The 18,583-nt window shown below is 59.5% G+C and carries 11 protein-coding genes and 2 pseudogenes; 4 read left to right on the forward strand and 9 right to left on the reverse strand.

Going from position 1 to position 18,583, the window contains the following annotated elements:
* The first annotated feature begins 11 nt into the window (after positions 1-11).
* Complete coding sequence (locus LAP85_04290; GenBank protein MBZ5495599.1) at positions 12-2,705, forward strand: DUF4982 domain-containing protein; 2,694 nt, start codon at positions 12-14, stop codon at positions 2,703-2,705.
* On the opposite strand, the gene LAP85_04295 is transcribed toward LAP85_04290, so the two are convergent.
* The gene (locus LAP85_04295) at positions 2,692-5,763 is read right to left on the reverse strand and encodes a glycosyl hydrolase 115 family protein (protein ID MBZ5495600.1); all 3,072 of its coding nucleotides are present in this window, start codon (positions 5,761-5,763) and stop codon (positions 2,692-2,694) included. The two genes, LAP85_04290 and LAP85_04295, sit on opposite strands and share 14 nt — an antisense overlap.
* Between LAP85_04295 and LAP85_04300 the strand changes: the two genes are divergently transcribed.
* A complete protein-coding gene (locus tag LAP85_04300) occupies positions 5,705-6,028 on the forward strand; it encodes a hypothetical protein (GenBank protein MBZ5495601.1) in 324 nt (107 codons plus the stop codon). The genes LAP85_04295 and LAP85_04300 overlap by 59 nt on opposite strands.
* Here the strand turns inward: LAP85_04300 and LAP85_04305 are convergent.
* The 7 genes and pseudogenes from LAP85_04305 to LAP85_04335 form a co-directional block, all read right to left on the reverse strand.
* Positions 6,000-6,461: a nuclear transport factor 2 family protein gene (locus tag LAP85_04305; protein MBZ5495602.1), complete on the reverse strand. Its 462-nt coding sequence runs from the start codon at positions 6,459-6,461 to the stop codon at positions 6,000-6,002. The two genes, LAP85_04300 and LAP85_04305, sit on opposite strands and share 29 nt — an antisense overlap.
* Before the next feature lie 128 nt (positions 6,462-6,589).
* Positions 6,590-6,847 (reverse strand): annotated as a pseudogene (locus tag LAP85_04310) (acetylxylan esterase).
* Positions 6,848-6,870: 23 nt separating this feature from the next.
* On the reverse strand, positions 6,871-7,293 hold the full coding sequence (locus LAP85_04315) for a hypothetical protein (protein ID MBZ5495603.1): 423 nt from the start codon (positions 7,291-7,293) through the stop codon (positions 6,871-6,873).
* A complete protein-coding gene (locus LAP85_04320) occupies positions 7,294-9,015 on the reverse strand; it encodes an alpha-N-arabinofuranosidase (GenBank protein MBZ5495604.1) in 1,722 nt (573 codons plus the stop codon). It abuts the gene before it with no gap.
* Positions 9,016-9,149: 134 nt separating this feature from the next.
* Positions 9,150-9,426, reverse strand: a pseudogene (locus LAP85_04325) (esterase).
* Between the two features lie 3 nt (positions 9,427-9,429).
* Positions 9,430-11,064, reverse strand: a complete 1,635-nt coding sequence (locus LAP85_04330; GenBank protein MBZ5495605.1) for a family 43 glycosylhydrolase — start codon at positions 11,062-11,064, stop codon at positions 9,430-9,432.
* 87 nt (positions 11,065-11,151) lie between these two features.
* Positions 11,152-12,828 carry an alpha-L-fucosidase gene (locus LAP85_04335; GenBank protein ID MBZ5495606.1) on the reverse strand — a complete coding sequence of 559 codons (1,677 nt, stop codon included), beginning with the start codon at positions 12,826-12,828 and terminating at the stop codon, positions 11,152-11,154.
* A 124-nt stretch (positions 12,829-12,952) separates the two neighbouring features.
* Here LAP85_04335 and LAP85_04340 point away from each other — a divergent pair, with 124 nt between their 5' ends.
* Positions 12,953-14,509, forward strand: coding sequence for a Gfo/Idh/MocA family oxidoreductase (locus LAP85_04340; protein MBZ5495607.1), 1,557 nt, complete (start codon positions 12,953-12,955; stop codon positions 14,507-14,509).
* Between the two features lie 94 nt (positions 14,510-14,603).
* Here LAP85_04340 and LAP85_04345 read toward each other — a convergent pair whose 3' ends face one another.
* Positions 14,604-15,821: an ROK family protein gene (locus tag LAP85_04345; GenBank protein MBZ5495608.1), complete on the reverse strand. Its 1,218-nt coding sequence runs from the start codon at positions 15,819-15,821 to the stop codon at positions 14,604-14,606.
* A gap of 924 nt (positions 15,822-16,745) precedes the next feature.
* Between LAP85_04345 and LAP85_04350 the strand changes: the two genes are divergently transcribed.
* Positions 16,746-18,266 (forward strand): malectin, encoded by a 1,521-nt coding sequence (locus LAP85_04350; protein ID MBZ5495609.1) that lies wholly within the window; start codon positions 16,746-16,748, stop codon positions 18,264-18,266.
* Positions 18,267-18,583: the final 317 nt, after the last annotated feature.

The following is an 18,583-nucleotide window of genomic DNA, read 5'->3' on the forward strand; positions in this document are numbered from 1 at the left end:
ACACCATGAAAATGACCTGTTTGCGAAATCGAGCGCTGCTAACCCTCTCTGCCTGCCTTGCCGCCTTGGCGATCGGGGGGCCTTCCGGTAACTCCGCCGATGGCGCCGTGGCGCCTCTTTCGGCCTCACCGCGGATAAGATTGCTGATCGACGACGATTGGCGTTTTACGAAGGGCGATCCTCCAAACATCACCACAAGCCTCGACTATGATGTGCGCCCCCAGCCTGTGGGACGGGGCGGAGCTGTCGCCGTATCGCCTCCCGCCAGTTCGGCGACGGTTACAAAATCGTGGATTCTGCCCTCCGGAAGTGCCTTCCTCAAGGATCCGAGCAAGCGCGCCGGGCGTCCGGAAGGCAATTTGGGTGACGGCGTGTCCTACGTTGCGCCGGGCTTCGATGACAGTTCGTGGCAGAAATTGGATCTGCCCCATGATTATGCGATCGAGGGCCCATTTATTGCCACAGGCGGCGGGGGTATGGGGCGCTTGCCTTCATCAGGAGTCGCATGGTACCGGAAGAGTTTCACCTTGGCGGCAAGCGATGCCGGGAAAGTCATATTTCTCGACATCGATGGCGCGATGGCTTACAGCTCAGTCTGGCTCAATGGCCGGTTCGTGGGCGGATGGCCTTATGGATATTCCTCATTTCGCCTGAATCTGACGCCTTATGCAAAACCGGGGGAGAGCAACATTCTGGCGATTCGCCTCGACAACCTGCCCTCATCTTCTCGCTGGTATCCGGGGGGCGGCTTGTATCGGAATGTCTGGCTTGTGAAGACCGCGCCCGTGCACGTCGGCCAATGGGGGACATACATTGCGACGCCGGAGGTTTCGAAGACGTCGGCGCGCGTCGATCTGAAAGTGACTGTGGCGAACGATTCCAAACAGGATGTCAACGTCAGCGTGGCGACACAGATATTCGAGATCGATGGGGAGGATCGCAAAGTGGGCGGCGCCATCACATCGATTGCGCCCGTGAACATGCGCATTGCCGCCGGCCAGGGTGCCACAACCGAAACCAAAGGAACCATAACCAGCCCGAAACTGTGGGGAACAGGCCTTCATCAGAAGCCCAATCGATACGTGGCGGTGACAAAAGTGCAGCAGGGAGACAATACCGTAGATGTTTATGAGACCACGTTTGGGATTCGCACGCTCAAGTTTGATCCCAATAACGGATTTTTTTTGAACGGCGAACATATCAGAATCAAAGGCGTCTGCAACCACCATGATCTGGGCGCCCTGGGCACCGCGGTGAATTACCGCGCATTGAAGCGGCAGCTGGAAATATTGGCTGATATGGGAGCCAATGCGCTGCGGACCAGTCACAATCCACCTGCGCCGGAACTTCTTGAGCTTGCAGATAAGATGGGCTTTCTCGTCATGGATGAGGCCTTCGACGTGTGGGTGCGCCAAAAGACCGCTCTGGACTATCACCTGCTGTTTCCGGACTGGCACGAGCAGGACCTGCGAGCCCTTTTGCGAAGGGATCGTAATCATCCCTCTGTGATCATGTGGAGCATCGGCAACGAGGTAGGCGAGCAAAGCGGCGGCGCGGCGGGTGCTGCCATCGCGGACAAGCTCACCAAAATCTGCCATGAAGAGGATCCGACGCGTCCAACGATCAGCGGGATGAACTATGCCAGCGCCACCAGTCCTTTTCCCGCACCGATTGATGCCGTCGGTCTGAATTACCAGGGCGCCGGACTGTACCGCGGGTCCCCGCAATACCCGGCCTTTCATCAAAGCTTTCCGGACAAGTTCATCGTCGGCAGCGAGACCGCAGCCACGTTGAGCAGCAGAGGAGTCTATACCTTCCCGGTCGCCTCCGGTCCCGGCGTGCCGGCGTCCGCCAATGCGGGCGAGGAACCCGGCAATCGGCAGGTCAGTTCCTATGATTTGTACTTTGCGGGCTGGGCTTATTCCCCCGAAAAGGAATTCGCGGCACAGGACAGATTCCCCTTCGTGGGCGGTGAATTCGTGTGGACGGGTTTTGATTATCTGGGCGAACCCACGCCCTTCGATGCCTCGCGGAGCTCCTATTTCGGGATCATTGACCTTGCGGGCCTCAAGAAGGATCGATTCTACCTGTACCAATCGTATTGGCGTCCCGAGTACCCCATGGCTCACATTCTGCCGCACTGGACGTGGCCGGGCCGCGAAGGCCAGGTGACGCCGGTGCAAGTTTATACTTCAGGGAATGAGGCGGAGCTTTTTCTCAATGGCAAGTCGCTGGGACGCAAGAAAAAGGCGGAGTTTGAGTACCGCCTGCGCTGGGATGACGCGGTGTATGAACCAGGCGGACTGCGTGTCGTGGCCTATAAAGATGGCAAGCAGTGGGCAACGGATTCCGTCAAGACCGCCGGACCCGCAAGTAAACTCATTCTGGCTCCTGATCGGTCGATCATCGCGAATGATGGCAAGGACCTGTCGTTCGTTACGCTGACGATTGCCGACAAGAGTGCGCAGCAGGTTCCCCGTTCGATGAACATGATCCATTTTGATGTAAGCGGGCCGGGCGACATCGTGGCGACTGACAACGGGGATCCCACGGACATGACGGTCTTTCGGTCCAAGGATCGCCAAGCATTCAACGGCATGGCGCTTGCCATTATTCGCGCGAAGCGCGGGCAAAGCGGTCAGATTACGGTGATTGCGAGATCTGAGGGGCTGGAGGAAGCCCGCACGAGAATCACAACAAAATAGCGCCCCGAACCTTGAACCACAAGGACCGCGAAGGTCTGCGCTCTCTGCGGTCTTCGAGGTCCTCGCGGTTCCAGCTTGTGGTTTTCACGCGCGCCGATCTTCGGGCCACGGTGCCCTTTGCAGATCGGTAGCTCTCCGGCGGCCCAAGGTAACTGGGCTGCAGCCCACCCAAATCCACGACGATCTTCTGCACACCCACGGCGGGATCCACCATCCAGATCTTGAGCGTGTGGCGTCCTGCGGCTGCGAGGTTGTGGGTCGAACGCACCGTCCGCGCGGCATCCTTGACCGACTCTTCCCATTCCCGGTTTCCGTTGCGCGCGTCGAAGGACTCGCGCACGATCTCGATAATTTGCGGCGGCTGATCATCGAACGACACTGCGTAACGCAAGCCTCTGCCGGGGATAAAATTCAGCGTCGGGGCAACCACCGCGTGCACGGTCACATCGCCGGCATCGAACAAATACATGTCGTATTCGAGGCGGGGCGAGTTCTTAGGAGGAGCTGCAACCGGCGCTGTATTCGGCAGGATGGTCATCGCAGACAGTGTGCGTCCGTAACCCTCGATTCTTTCCCAGCGGGCGGCAGCCGAGGGCATGTTGCGTGTACAGTGTTCGGCTTCCATGGAGACAACGCCCCCATCTTCGACAAACATCCCCTCCCGATCCAAATCCACTTTCTCGGGATTGATGACGGCCACCTTCACCTCGACACTCTGACCTCCTTCCCGAGCGATCCTGATTGTGCCGGCGCCGGAACCCGCAGGAGCCCTGCGCCAGTCCACAGCTGCCCAGATGCGTTCCTCTTTAACGACAATTCCTTTGGCGGCGTCGAGCACGATCCACGGAACGCTGGCGGTCGCCGTAAATGTAAAAGTACCCTGCCCGCGATTGAAAACCTCAAGGAAATGCCGTTGCCGGTTGAACCTGTCGAATGTCGGTAATGACAGGGGCTGCGCGGTTCCGGGCCAGAATGCCGTGGAGCCTTCCACGGCTACGCCCATATCTGCGGCTTCGGGAAGTTGAATCCTGGTGACGTGCGGCATGACGTTACGCGGCGGATCCTGCCAGATCGTATACCCGATATGCACCTGGTCCATGAAGTGATTCCATTTGCCCCCGCCCAGATTATGGCTGTAATCGTTCATGAGATCGGCATCAGCTTTGAACAGCGCCTCCGCCTTTGCTGCCAGCTCGTTGGTAGCTGCACGGCCCTGCTGGGCGTACAAGGCATTCTTTCCCACGACGGCATACAGCTCATTGACCTGCGCACAGGCCTTGGCCGGGAACAACACCAGTTGGTAAAAGGCATCGCGTTGTTCCGGCGGCAGTTTGGCGGCAATCGCCTCGGATTTCGCGGCAATTTCATTAAAGTCAGCTACCACACGTTCCGCTTCATGGTAATGGACCGCACTGTAGGTTGCCGGCTCGAGCAGCTCAGGCTTGCGCCGGCCGTTGTACCTGGTGTATCTGGAAATAATTTCGGCAATCTCAGCGGAGTAGGCGGGTCCGAATTCCCTCGCTGCCCAGAGCCTCGTATATTCCCCGAGATTCCGGTTTGTCCACCGGCCGGTATTCCAGGCCAGGCGCATGAAGTATTCCACCGGGAACTCCAGGCCTTTGAAGTGCCCCACGTTCACAATCCAGACGCGGTCCGCGCCGTATTCCTTCGCCAGCGTCAGTTGCTCCCAGATTTTCGGGATCGGGTTGGTGTTGATCCATTTGTAGTTACGCGGCCCGCCGACGTAGTCGAAGTGATAGTAGATGCCGGCACCTCCGGCGCGTCTGCGCTCGGCCTCGGTGGGCAGCCTGCGGATGTTGCCCCAATTGTCGTCGGGCCATAGCAGCGTCACGTCGTCGGGAACACGCAATCCGGCCTTGTAGTACTCAAGGACTTCCTTGTACAGACACCAGAGCTGAGGGACACGGGTCACTTCGAGATTGATTTCCTCCGAGATCATGCGGCGCTGCGCTGCGACAATATCTTCGAGCATAGCCATGCTTTCGGCAACCGTGCCGCCCGGAATCATGGGGGTATCATCAGCACCGCGCAGTCCGATGGTGATGATGCTCTCGTAGCCTTTATTGCGCCGGATCCCCTCCCGCCAGAAGTTCTGCAGCACGTCGGGATACCTGTAATAGTTCCAGCTGCCGAGAGTTTTCTGGTAGCGCCGGTCCCATTCTTTCTGCGCGCGCAGCATCGGCTCCTGGTGGGATGTGCCCATGACGATGCCGAATTCGTCCGCCAGCCGGGCGTTTTCGGGGTCATCCTCATTAAAGGCATTGTTCCACATGGCCGGCCACAGGTAGTTGCCTTTCAAGCGAAGGAGGACTTCGAAAATGCGGGCATAAAATTCGTGATTGTAGTTGGCTACGTTTGCAGGGATGGGAGGATTGACACTGGGAGCGATCGTGCCGAATTTTTCGGCAACCCAATTGGTGAGATCCGGAGCCTCGTCGTTGAGGAAGATGCCGCGGTATTTGACCGAGGGCTCCCCTTGTTGATACTTGCCCCTCTTCACATACAGCGCCTTCTGGTGCCGCACGGGCACGTCGGCCCACCAGTACCATGGAGAAACGCCCATCTGCTCGGAAAGATCATAAATGCCGTAGATTGTACCGCGCTTGTCGCTCCCCACAATCACGAGCGCTTTGCTGACCTGCGGCAGCGGATTGTTGACGACTTCGAGAAAAAACGACTCCCACTTGCCGCGTATCCGGCTGACGTCGATCTTTCCCGCTTCGATCAGTCGATCGATGACCGGGCTTTTGCCGATCGTGCCGATCAGGATTGCGTTCGCCACGAGCGCGTCCGCAGTCGTGTGCAACTCCGGTCGGCAGAAACCAGACACGCTTCCGACGTCATTCTGGAGATCTGTAACAGCGCGAATCACCCCGGGCCAATCCATCCGGTCTACAAACAACCGGGCGCATCCCCCTTCACCAATGATTGGAAAGCTGCCCGCCGTTTTCACACCTGTCACGTAGGATGTCTGATCGATGGCAAACAAAGTGGGAGACCAAAGGCACAATGCAAAAATAGTTGTTCTGATGCGCATGACGATCCCCGCAAGGAAATTACAGGCTGTGGTGCCGCCGTTGATTTCCAAATATCTATGGTGTTCTTCATACGCACGTCAAGAAAAAGTTTCGGAGCAAAACAAGACAGGAATGCAGATGGAGAATCTGGCGGTTCGCCCTTTGATCCACCCTGCCGCAGGACAGTGTCACACCCATCTTGGATGCGCCTGGTCCGACAATGCGCTCCGGAATCCGCGGCCGGATGCCGAAGAGGTCATTCCGCATTCCTCACAGGCGGATTAGTCTGGGACCAATGCGAGTGAATCACACGCCATCCTTCCTTCTTGCGCTGGTAGACCTGGGTCGCATTCCAGCGGCTTGTGACAGCGCCGTTGTGGCGGACCAAGATGTAAGTCAGGACTGCCATTTCTCCGCTGGTCTGTATCTTCGGATCCACGATCTCATAGCTGTCGAACAAGGGCGTGCCGCGGTATGCTTCGAAGAGAGCCTTCAACGCCGGCAGGCCGTCGATTCGCTTCTCCGTCATGATGTGGAAATAGGAGATATCAGGATCGGTAATGGCCAGGACCGGATCAGGATCTCCTTTCAGCCACCCATCCATCACCCGGCGCTCCAGGGCAAGAATCTCCTTGGCGGCATCCGCCTGTGGCTGAGGGAACGCCAACATGGTGCATAGAATCGTTCCTGCTGTGTATATCAGGGCTGTTTGTTTCATTTGGTTGCCTCCGCTAAGCATGACATCCTAGGAATGCCGGCATGCTTAAGTCAATCCGTACGGTCGAACCGGGCCTGAAAACTGAACGCAAAGACGCAAGGCTGCAAAGGCGCAAATTTGTTCAGGTATCAGTCTTCTGGCTCTGCGCCTTGGCTTTTTTGCGTTTCCCTTTTCACCTGCAATTGGATGATCGCGGGCAACTTGCCTTCCGTCGCGGGCCTGGCCAGGTAGCCGTGCGTTTTTGAGCCGAGCGCATCGAGGACCAACATGCTCATTTCGACGCCCGCCACGTCGGTTTCGACCGGCGTCAGGACCGCGTTGGTCGGGACCTTGGCCTGGTCGGCGAGTTTGCCCTCCCAGAATGCGTCGAAGTCGTCGGGATGCGCTCGGCCCCAGGAACCTTAGCTACCTACTTTACTGCGAATTCATACACAGTGATGCTGGCTGGTGGCACGGTGATTCTGCGTGGCGCCTCCGGCAGAGATTTCTCTGCCATTGTCGCCGGAGGGCCGCCGAACCTGCCCCGTCCGGGTGCTGCCGGCGCTGCCGGTGTCCCTGCCGGCGCGGTCAATTGCCAAAGCCTGGCGGCGCCGGCAGGCTGGAGGCCTGTGAAATTCAAATCGCAATTTTGCGCCGTCTCGGCGGGATTGACCACAGAAATGGCAAGCGTTTTGCGATCGGCGCTCAGCGCCGCAAAAACGTCCAGAGGGTAGGTTGGACTTCCGGATGGACGCGCCGCGGTGTCTATCCCGACAGCCCCCTTTATGGCGCGCTGGGGAGAGTCGCCGGTAACGGCAACCGGCAGTGCGCCTGCAAAGTGGTCGTGCAGCACCTAGATAACCAGCCCCTCCGTGCGGTACCCGACGGCGTCGCCGCGGGCATCATTCGCCAGCGTCCCCATGCCTCCGGTGGCCACACCCAAGGCCACCATGTCCGAGTGCCGGAAGAACTCGTGGTAGACCAAGGCATTGGTCATGGGATTCAACATCGGATGGCTGACAGGAGGAGCAGCGCCGGGATTCACCGACCGGTTCCTGGGCGACCATTCGTCGAAAGCGAACTTGATGTTCTTCTCTTTCAGGAACGGCATCCTCTTCAAGTACTCCTCCCAAGCCTCAAACTTGTATTGCACTCTGTTTGACAGCCGGCGCACCTTGTCAGTGAGTGAATCGTTCGCCTCCACGAACGCCTGCTTTTCCGCGTCGATCGCCAGGTTGCGGTAGCCGTAGAAGTGTTCCCCGAGGTAGTCGATATAGTCGGCGGAACGCGCCAACAGCGCTCCCGTCCAGTCCTCATTTGAGCCAAAGGCGAAAGGCATCTTTACGTTCACCGGTTCTCGCCCGGGAAAGCTGCCCAACTGTCGGTTCTCGATGTAGCACCAGGATGCCTCCTCAGGCGTAGCGCTTGAGGCGATCACTTTGATGCTCGGATCGACCCTCTTCATTGCCTTGACGATCAGGTTGTGCTTGTCAGGGTATTGGGTGAGGGCCATGTGGCCCCACTGCCAGGGACCGTACATCTCATTGCCAATTCCCCAGATCTTCACCCCGTAAGGCGCGGGATGTCCGTTGGCCGCGCGCAACTGCCCCAGCCGGCTCGTGGCGGGACCGTTGACATATTCGACTTCCTCCGCGGCGGAATGGGCATCACCGAGGCCTGAGTTCACGGCAATGTAGGGCTCTGCGCCGATCAGGCGGCAGAAGGTCATGAAATCGTCGATGCCCATGTCGTTTGATTCCATGCCGTTCCACGCCAGCTCGCGCTGGGGCGGGCGCCTGTCGTTGTCGCCGAGCCCATCACGCCAGTCGTAGGCGGAGACGAAGTTCCCGCCGGGCCAGCGCGCAATCGAGATCCCTTGCTCCTTCAACAAACGGATGGTCGCGGCCTTGAAGCCCGAGACATTGTCGGCGGGCATCAGCGAAGCGGCTCCGATGTGGACCGAGCCGCTGCCGGTCGCAACAATCTCAAAGCGGCCTTCGCTGCTGTCCACCTTCGGGGTGAACTTCAGCGGAAACTTGGCGTAGCTCGCAGTGAGCGTATTGATGGTGATCGTCTGACGATCGCCCACATTCGGCCCCCAGACCAGGCTGACGTCCACTTTGACGTCCGGGCTGCCCGCCAGTACCACGCGCCCCGCATAGGCCCTGCCGCCGACCAGCGTGATCCCGGACTGGTTGATGCCGTGCGGCGTCGCCGCCTCCAGCCGGACGAGCGGGGTCCACTCACCCACGTAGGGGGCCCTCTTGTCCATGACCACAAACGAGTCGTCGCCGACGGGCATCCAGCGGCGTTGCGGCCCCCTCATGCCAAAGCCCCCCCGGCCTGCTGCGGGCGTCGGCTTTGAGGTGATCTCGTTGAAGAACTTGCGGTCGGACAGCATTTCGGCCCAAACCCCGGTCGTGGCCGGCTCCATGAAGCCGCCGAAGATGAGCTTCGTGATAGGCTGCCCCGTGCGTGTGGCGTCAATGTTCGCACCCAGGGACTGTGCTGCCGCCATGGTCGCAAAAAGAACCATTAGCGTTGATATCAGTAACAATTGCCTGCTGGTACGCATGTTTGTCCTCCACTCAAACCGGGCGCTGGCCGCAGTGTCTCAGCACCGCGCCGCGTCTTGTCTTTATCACGAGGTGTCCCGCTCGTCAGTCGCTGCGAGCGAGTGGAAGATGCAAAATCCATTTTCGAATAAGCTCACTGACAGTTCTTGCCAGAACACAGATTCTTGCTGAAAAACGGCATGACGGAATTCTGGAAGCGATCTGCCACGGCGCTGGTGTAGGTGCCGGAGTAGATTTCGAACGTATTGGTGATGCCGTGGTTGTCGAGAATATCATGCAGCTTGCCCGCATCGACCCGCAATCCATACCTTATCGCCGACATCCATCGCAATGGCCCGGTATTGCTTCAAATTGGCGATGCACTGATCAACAAACGCCAGAGTAGCGTTTGCCGCCCACTTGGCGATTACACCCTATTGCGTCGGGGTTTCCACCGGCTTTCCGAACACGGTGAACTCCGTGATTCCCAGCGGGGAGGTGCCGATATGCGGCCAATCGGTAATGGTCAACCGCACAAAACGGCACTGAGTGGGAGTAAGTTCGTCGAACTCCGTGTACCTGGTAATGCTGTTTCCTGTCTTGTCCAGGAGCGTCGTGAAAGTCTGGCCGTCGCGCGAGGCCTCGATCTTGTAACGGAATGCCACGCTGCCCGCTGGCTGCTGGCTGGCAGACTGCGGAGCGGCGGGCTGGCCGCCGGCGCGGCCGCCCGGGCCGCCAGAGCCCCCTCGGCTGGCGGTGAACTCGATGCGGCTGGAATCCACCGTGAACAATTGTTCGCTCTCGAACTCGGTGATCGAGCCCAGATCGATCGTCAGCGTCGGCTTCGCATCATCTTCGGCAGGCTCCCACCAGGTTCCGTTCGAGTCGTCGAGCGCGTACGCCGCTTCATGGCCGGAATGCTGGCTGGAGAAGGCGCCGCGCTGATTCATAGCGCGGAGTTTGTTGACGCTGAGGGGAATGGAGCCCGAGTCGCCGTTGCGTACCGGGTTGGCCACGGCGCCCGGCGCCCATTGAGGTGTATCGCTCGGGCCGCGGGTGAACACGTTTCCATTGGCATCGAAATCCACGGGATCCATGCCGATGCGCCTGCCTCCCGGAGGATTAGCCATCACGATGGTGTAGAAGACCCACCAGTTTCCATCCGGCCCCTGCACCACGCAGCCGTGGCCGGGTCCGGTCACAATGCCGGTGGTCTTTCGCAGGAGGGGATTTCGCGGGGGGTATGCGAATGGACCGAGCGGGCTCTTGGCTGTGTATACGCCGCTAGCGTAGGACAGCCACTGCGTTCCGGAGGCGCTGTATTCCAGGTAATAGGTCCCGTTGCGCTTGAATGCCCAAGGGCCTTCGATCCAGGCCACGTTCGCGTACTCGTTCTTATCTCCCCAGCGCTCCCATACGTGTGATCGGTCGAAGCCGAACAGGTGCTTGGGCGCGGCGGCGAACCGCGTCAGGTCATTCGAATCCAACGGCACAACGTAGATCCCGTCCGTAGAACGACCGGGGAAGTACAGATACGGCTTGTTGTCGTCATCGACGAAGATATCGACGTCGAATGCGCCGGTCCACGGTTTTCCGTTCGAAACGCCGGTCCAGGGTTCCCCCTTTTCGTTCTTCCAGGGCCCCAGGACTTCATATGGGCCCAGAATGTTGGGCGCCCGGTACAGCGGGGCGCCGTTGCCGGACATATAGAAGGCGCCTTTGTATTTGACCACATGAGGCGCTACTGGGAGGCGGCCCCCGCGAACCACAACTGCCTGGTATTTCCAATTGAGGAAGTCGGAAGATACCCATGCTCCGCCGCCAGTTCCGAACAGGTAGTAGGAGTCGCCCTCACGCACCACTGTGACGTCCCCCAGGCTGACGCCCTGGGGAGAACCGTCTCGCGACGAGGCTTCCAGCGGAAGTGGATTGCAGTACCGCAGAGACTTGCCGACAACGGGCACCGCTGCCGTGTGCGCGGTGGTTTGGGACCACAACGCCGGAGTTGCACCGAAAACGACGATCACGAGCAGCGGAGCTGTTGCAGCGCGTATGGAAGATAAAGACATTTTTGATCTCCTGTGAAATGCCAAACCGCTAAGACCTCCTCTTTTCGAGAATAATCGCGCAACTCTTGAATTCTCGCCTCTCCGCTATTATGAATTGATCTTCAGCGTATAAGCGAAATCTCCGGGCTTCTTTTCCGGTAATGTCAATGCGAGTCCCGCCGGGCTGCGGGTGAATGTCAGCGGGCCGGGCCTTCCAAGCATCTCGACGCGGGCGATTTCCTTCGGATAAGAGGCACTGCCCTGTGCAAGCATTTTGATGGTGACTTTGCCACCCTCGGGCCAGGCAAGGACGAAGGCATAAAGAGATTCGCCCACGGTAGTAAATCGGATGTCTTCGCTCGTGTAGGCGCGCACGTCGAGGGCGCCGCCAAACATTCCCTTGGGAGGCGGAGTGGAAACGGACGGCCCCTCGCCGTACACACTCCACGGCCGGCTGCCGTAAATCCCCTCGCCATTGCTTGCCATCCAACTGGCGATCCCCTCCACACAGGCCACTTCGTCTTCGTCGATCGTGCCATCGCCGCGCACCGGGACGCTGAGCATGAGGTTGCCGTTTTTGCTCACGATGTCGATGAGCATTTTGACCACTTGTTCGGCGGTCTTGTAGCGATTCTGTTCGAAAAGCCGGCGCTCGTAGTGCCAGGCACCGATGCAGGTATCGGTTTGCCAGGGTTCAGGTCTAATTTCGGTGGCCACGCCGCGTTCGATATCCTCCACCAGGGCTCTGCGATGTCCAGAGGACATGTTCTTGGCAGTGAGCACCACATCGAGCCGGCCGCTCCGCTTGATGGAGGAATTGTAGTAGTGCGCGGCAATATCGAGCCCGGCCTGACCCAGAGGCAGTTCGGTGTTGTCAAAATACAGAACGTCCGGATGATACTGATCGATGAGATCCTGGCATCGCAGGAACCAGTGCTCGACGAATGTGGGATTCTGCGCGGGTGGGTTCTCGTCCCAGCGGCGGTCGTTCTTCTCATGCCAGGCGGTGGCCTCGGCGATCGTCTTGATCCCGTCGGGAATGACCATGCTGCGGCCCGTATAGAGCTGCTGCGGATCGAGTCCCTGCCACCATTTGCCCTTCCCATCCTTCGTGCTGAGCGTGTACGCATCATAGCGCACGTCCGCATCCGGACCCTCGGCATCGTACCCGTACGCGGTCTGGAACCAATGCCAGGCGTGAGCGCTGTGGTTGCTCACGCCAAACCGCAACCCGGCCTGACGCGCCGATTTCGCCCAAATGCCTACGATGTCTTTTTTCGGGCCGATGTTGACCGAGTTCCACGCATGGTGGCCTGAGCGGTAAGTGTCGAAGTTGTCGTGGTGGTTGGCCAACGCAAAAAAATATTTTGCGCCGGCGCGCCTGTAAAGCCCGATGAGTTTTTCCGGCTCCCACTTCTCCGCCTTCCACAGGTTGTCCAATTCCATGAAACCGAACTTGGAGGGATGGCCGTAATTCCCGACATGGTACAGATAGTGACGGTGGCTTTGGATATACATCTGGCGCGCGTACCAGTCTCCTTGCTCGGGGACACACTGCGCAGACCAGTGGGCCCAGATGCCGAACTTCGCATCGCGGAACCACTCAGGGCATTGATATCCTGAAGTGAGAGAGTCCCATGTCGGCTTAAACGGGCCCGCTGCAATTGCGCGCGCCGACTTATTGCCAGTTGCGGTAAGCCCTCTGCGACCGAACGCGCAGAGGAGCGGCACGCCTGGCGCCACCGTAGCCGACAGCTGCATCAACCTGCGTCGACTTATCTTCATAATATGCATACTCCTTTAGGGATTTGTATTGTTGTTTTTCGTAGCGGCGGCTCCCTGGCCGGCATAGAATGCGGCTCACCGAAAGCGGATGCGTTGCTTCATTTGGATGCGGGAGGCCCTTCGTATGAACGAACACCGTTTCTCCAGGCGCTACTTCCTCTATGGAACTCTTCTGGCCGGCGCCATCCCGGCGCGCGGATTCGGCAGAACGCCGTCGCTGTCGGCCCTCGGCTACAAGTCCCCGAATGACAAACTCAACGTTGCCTGTGTGGGGATGGGAACACGCGGTCCTCAGATCCTGCGTGGCGCCGCCGTGACCGAAAACATCGTCGCTTTGTGCGATGTGGACGACGTGCGCGCGGCACGCGGCTTCCAGGCCTACTCGAACGCCAAGAAGTACAGAGACTACCGCAAAATGTTCGAGGCCGAGAAAAATATTGATGCCGTGATGATCGCCACGCCTGATCACACGCACACGCCTGTGGCTTTGCTGGCCATGCACCTCGGCAAGCACGTTTACTGCGAAAAGCCGCTCACCCGCACGGCCTGGGAGGCGCGTCTCCTGGCTGATGCCGCGGTGAAGTACAAAGTCGCGACTCAGATGGGCAATCAGGGATTCAGCCACGAAGGAACCAAGACAGCGTGTGAGATCCTCTGGTCGGGCGATATCGGCGACGTCAAGGAAGTGCACGCCTGGACGGGCATGATCTACGGCGGCCAACCCAACATTCCTTGCACCGGACCCGAATCTGTGTCGGTGCCCGACACTCTTGATTGGAACCTGTGGCTCGGTCCGGCCGTCCAGCGCCTCTTCAACCCGCTGATGACCAACCAGTGGCGCGCGTTTCTGGACTTCTCCACCGGCGGATCGCTGGGCGACTGGCTGGTGCACAATCTCGGTCCGGCGCACCTGGCCCTGCGGCTCGACAAGGCGGCTCCTATCAGCGTGGAATGCGTGAAGGTGGAAGGAGTGAACCAGTGGGTCTGGCCGCTTCGCTCCCACATCATCTTCGAATTCCCTGCGCGCGGCAGCATGCCCCCTGTCACCATCCACGTCTACCAGAACATGCGGGGCGACTTCCAGAATCCTCCCGGCATGGCGGAAAGTGATCGCCTGTTCCCGCCCATGAACAACCTCGCCGACAAGGGCCGGCCGTTTGTCGGCGGCGGCGATGGCATGATGCTGGTGGGCGACCAGCTCACCCTCGATGGCAAGCCGGTGACTGCAGCACGGGCCGGAGGTCCCCCCGCCGGCGCTCCCGGTGGTCGTGGCGGTGCCGCGGGACCCGGTGGCGCCCCGCAGGATCCCACGCTGCGCGCTCCGGGCAATGGCGCCGTGTTCGTGGGCTCCAAGGGCTACATGGCGACGACCTCGCGCGGCGAAGGCGTGTGGCTCCTCCCGGCATCCCGCTGGGCCGAGTACAGGCTGCCGCCGCAATCCCTGCAGCGCGGCGTCAATCACCAGCAGGACTGGATCCGCGCCTGCAAAGGCGGCGCTCCGGGCGTCTCCGAATTCGCCGTCGCCGGGAAGTACCTCGAATGGCTGGCGCTTGGCGCCATAGCGCTGCGCGTCCCTGGTAAGCTGATGTGGGACGCCAAAAACATGCGCTTCGCCAACAATCAGGAGGCCAACAAGCATCTCAAGCCCTTCCTCCGCAAAGGCTGGGATCTCAAAGTGTAGGGCGGGCTGCGAGCCAGGCTGACAGGCTGTAGCCTGTGTGCCTGAGGTCAGACTGACAGCCATTGGTTGGCTCCTGATCTTCTTCATTCCATGACTACTCGTTATAGCTGAGCCAGCCGCGAAAAGCCCGATTGGGGGCGGGTGGCGGCATTTCTCCTATCCATCTGTTCTTTTCCATGGGCAGCGCCAGCCGGTCAATGCCAACCGCAACCAGGCCCGCGGCCCGGCGCCTTGGAGCCGTTTCGATCGAAAGTTCGCCGAACCGCGCCCACATCGACCCTCTCATGATGGCATTGCAGAGGTACTCGACCACGGAAGGCGCCAGTTCCGTCAGGATTCCGGTAAGGATGAGACGCCGAAGTCCTGTGACATTCAGCGCACCCGAAATCACGACCCCGGTCGCATCGAGGGTCCGCGCCAGCCACGGGGGGACCCCGTGCGCTGCGACGGCTTCCTGCAGGGATTCCCAGGCAGACCCCGCACTGTGGTGTTCGGATGCAAAACTCCGGATCAACCCGCGCTTGGATATGAGAGTCTCGACGCAGCCGAAGGCGCCACAGCCGCACTTGCGCCGGTTGCCGAGCACGGGCGTGTGTCCCAGCTCAACGCTGAGAGGCAACGGGCTGCTGTACAGCCTGCCTGAGATAATCGCCGCCCCGCCGACACCCTCGCCGAAATCCACCAGCAGGAAATCCTCCTCACTGGCATCGACGCTCTGGTGGCCCAACGCGAGCGCTCGTTCTTCCTGCACCAATTCCACAGGCGCCCGCCAGACCTGCTGTATCAGCGCACGGAGTTCAACAGCCTCGGTCCAGTGCAGGTTGGGCGAGAACAACACGCGCGCATGCGCTTCATCGACAATCCCGGGCACGCTCACCAAGACACCCCAATAGTCATAACGCGGGATCTTCGCGGCCACCGCCTTGAGTTGCCGCACCCAGGCCTCCGCCGATGAGGAGGTCTTCGTCTGAAAGGTCCAGTGATCCTCGGGCTCGACGCCCAAGGGCAGCGCCGCAAGGTTGGTTTCGCTCACATCCAGCTGGATGACCAAAAAACGGGGCTGAGTCCGGTTCAAACGCAGAATTCTGCCCGGCCGACCAGCCTTTCCGCGTCTGTTCCCTGCGCGCGCACGCGGCAGCGACGCAGCAGCCACTTCGTCCACCTCCTCCAGCACGCCGAGGCGGAGCAAGTCATCGGCAATCCTTCCTGACGTCGGTTGACTCAGCCCGAGGGATTTGGCCAGATCGGCACGAGAGGCGTGGCCGATATGCTGCAGACGCCCCAGCAAGGCGCGCTCGTTGATGCGTCCCATTTTTGAGGGAATGAGCACCATCGCAGTCTATTAGCTAACCAAAATCATCGCGACGATAAGTTTATGAGTTCGATTTCACAGAGAAGGACTATGTGAAGTAGCCCACTCCCGACGCTTCCGGAACAGCTTCGATCCAAGGTCATTGAGGCATCCCTCGCATAATTCAAAGCAACGCCTGATCGTACGCGCTTGCATTCAGACGATGACTGACCCCGGTCCTCCCAACAGCCGGTGAGTTTGGCGTTGGTGGCAGCTGTGGACCAGGGGCCGCAGCGCGGACATGTCGCGGGCTTTGCCGGGCGCCCGTTCGCCGCCTCGGCCACGTGCTGCAGTGAACCTAACGGGGAAAGTCGTTGTTAAGGCACCTTAATGTATACGCGCAAATTCCTGTTGGCAATGTTTGGTACGGTACAGGGCGTTCAGGGCTAATGCAGTCATGTGTTTGGGCTCATGGGAAAAGAGCTGGCGTCTTGTCCCGTTAACTGTTAGCTGCGGCTGTTAACCCTTGGTTTGGTTCCAGGATCGGCGTATACCTCGTTTCTTCCGGTTTTTTCAGAAGGCCGCTCCTTGCTGCGTGCCGCGGATCCATACACTCTGCCATACAGCAGGTCCTGCCTGACCGGGTATTGATTGTGCTTGACTGGCAATAGTGCAAGCGCTAGCATCGCCACCATAACGTGTAAAAAGGGGCTGCGCGGGATCTTCGAACCCCAATTTTCATTCGGCACGATCAGGTCGGATCCATTAAGTGCCTCGTTCCGTTTGTAACAGCTGATTGCCCTGCGGGGATGGGGTTGTCACACAGAGCTTAGACGAAATAGCCGCGCGGGGGATTTGTGGCCGCCAGGCCGACTAACGCATTAGTGGCCGTTGTGGGCACTCGGCCGCCTCCAATTGACGATACTGATGTTATCGGATCAGAGGATGCACGAAAGCGAACGGATGAGACTCAGCGAGTCACAGGAGCGGGCCGTGCGGGCCGAACTCAACTGCCTGCTGGAGAGTGATGCGTTCCGCACCAGCAAGCGATGCAGGGAGTTCATCCAGTACATCGTCGAGCAGACAATTAAGGGATCGAATGGTGCTCTCAAAGAACGCCTGATCGGAGTCCAACTCTTCCAGCTGCCGCCCGACTTTGATACGGGCCAGCACACGATTGTCCGCGTAACCGCCAACGAAGTGCGGAAGAAACTGGCGCAATACTACTCGGCCGAGAATGGTTCGTGCCGTCCGGTCAGAATCAACTTGCCGCCGGGAGCATACAGCACGGAATTCAGATGGGAGGCGACGGTGGCGGAGCCGCCTGTTGTGGTACGCTCGAGGTGGCTCACCGGCCTGGTAATTGCCTGCGTCACGCTTGGTTTAATAGCCGCTGGTGTTTTCCCCTGGTGGCGCTGGCATGCGGCGAAGCCCATCTCGGCTGATGGCAAATTGACCGTTGTTCCCGGCCCTGTATCAAAGGCATCGCCGGGCAGCGGGGATCTGCGCATGATCACAGGATCTACCGATCCCTACGTCGACCGCACCGGACGGACATGGGATGCGGATCGCTTCTTTTCCGGAGGTTCCGTGCTGGTCCGTCGGTCGGAGAAGATCTTCCGAACACTGGATCCCGATATTTACCGGCACATCCGCCAAGGCGATTTTCGATATGACATTCCGCTTGAGCCAGGCACTTACGAACTGCACCTTCATTTTGCCGAGACGGGGTTGAGCGATTTCATTAGCGCGGAATCCAGCGGCGAGGGGCAGCGTGTTTTTCGGGTCTCCGCCAATGGGAAGCCGATTCTGGATGTATTCGATGTGGTGGCTGATGCCGCGGGGTCCAACATCTCGGATGAACGGATCTTCAGGAACATCTCGCCGGCCGAAGATGGCGTCCTTCACCTGAGCTTTGCCTCTATGAGAGGCGCAGCCATGCTGAGCGGAGTCGAGGTGCTGCCGGTCAGTGGCGGGGAGGTCAGGCCCGTCCGAATTCGAGCGGGTTGGCCGGCCGGGTGGCAGGATTCCGCCGGACAGCAGTGGCAGGGCGATTCCTATTTTTTGGGAGGAAATGCCTTGGTCCGAGCCATGAATCCGGCTCGGGAGAGCAACTCCCCTGACATGGCGCTCTATGCCAGCGAGCGGTGGGGGCATTTTTCCTATGCCGTGCCGGTGGCCGAGGGCCGATATCGGGTAACGTTGAAATTCTGCGAAGGTCACTACGGACAAAATAACACCGGCGTGGGTGGGGTTGGCAGCCGTATCTTTGACGTCTACTGCAACGGCGTAGCCCTGCTGAGGGACTTCGACATCCTTAAGCAGGCGGGTGGGGAGGGCCTGCCTCTGTACCAGACCTTTTCCGGGATTCGACCCAACGCGCAGGGCAAGATCGTCCTCACATTCGTTCCTATCAAGGGAATGGCCTGCGTGAATGGCATCGAAGTCGTGGAAGATTCAAAATAGCCACGCAGGGGCACCCGGGCCTGGTTGAGGGGTTTAATGGGAGCAGTTAACAGTTAGATCAGTGAAGGACCCATCCTTTTCCCGATTGGCGCAAGCAAAAGATTCCGTTGGCGTTGAACGCGGGACACCGTACGAAACCTAGCCAGTACGGGACGTGCGTGCTAGCGTGCCATCCGGTTTCCATATCTTAAGAGGTTCTTACCCGTCCGGACGCCAGCGGCATGGGCTAAGAGAGTTTTTTTTCGGATTTGAGGGCATGAGCCCCCCCCGCTCCGGGCAGCCGGCGCCGCTTGTGATTTCGGTTTGCCCTCTGTTGG

The sequence above is a fragment of the Terriglobia bacterium genome (genome assembly GCA_020072565.1).
Taxonomy (GTDB): domain Bacteria; phylum Acidobacteriota; class UBA6911; order UBA6911; family UBA6911; genus JAFNAG01.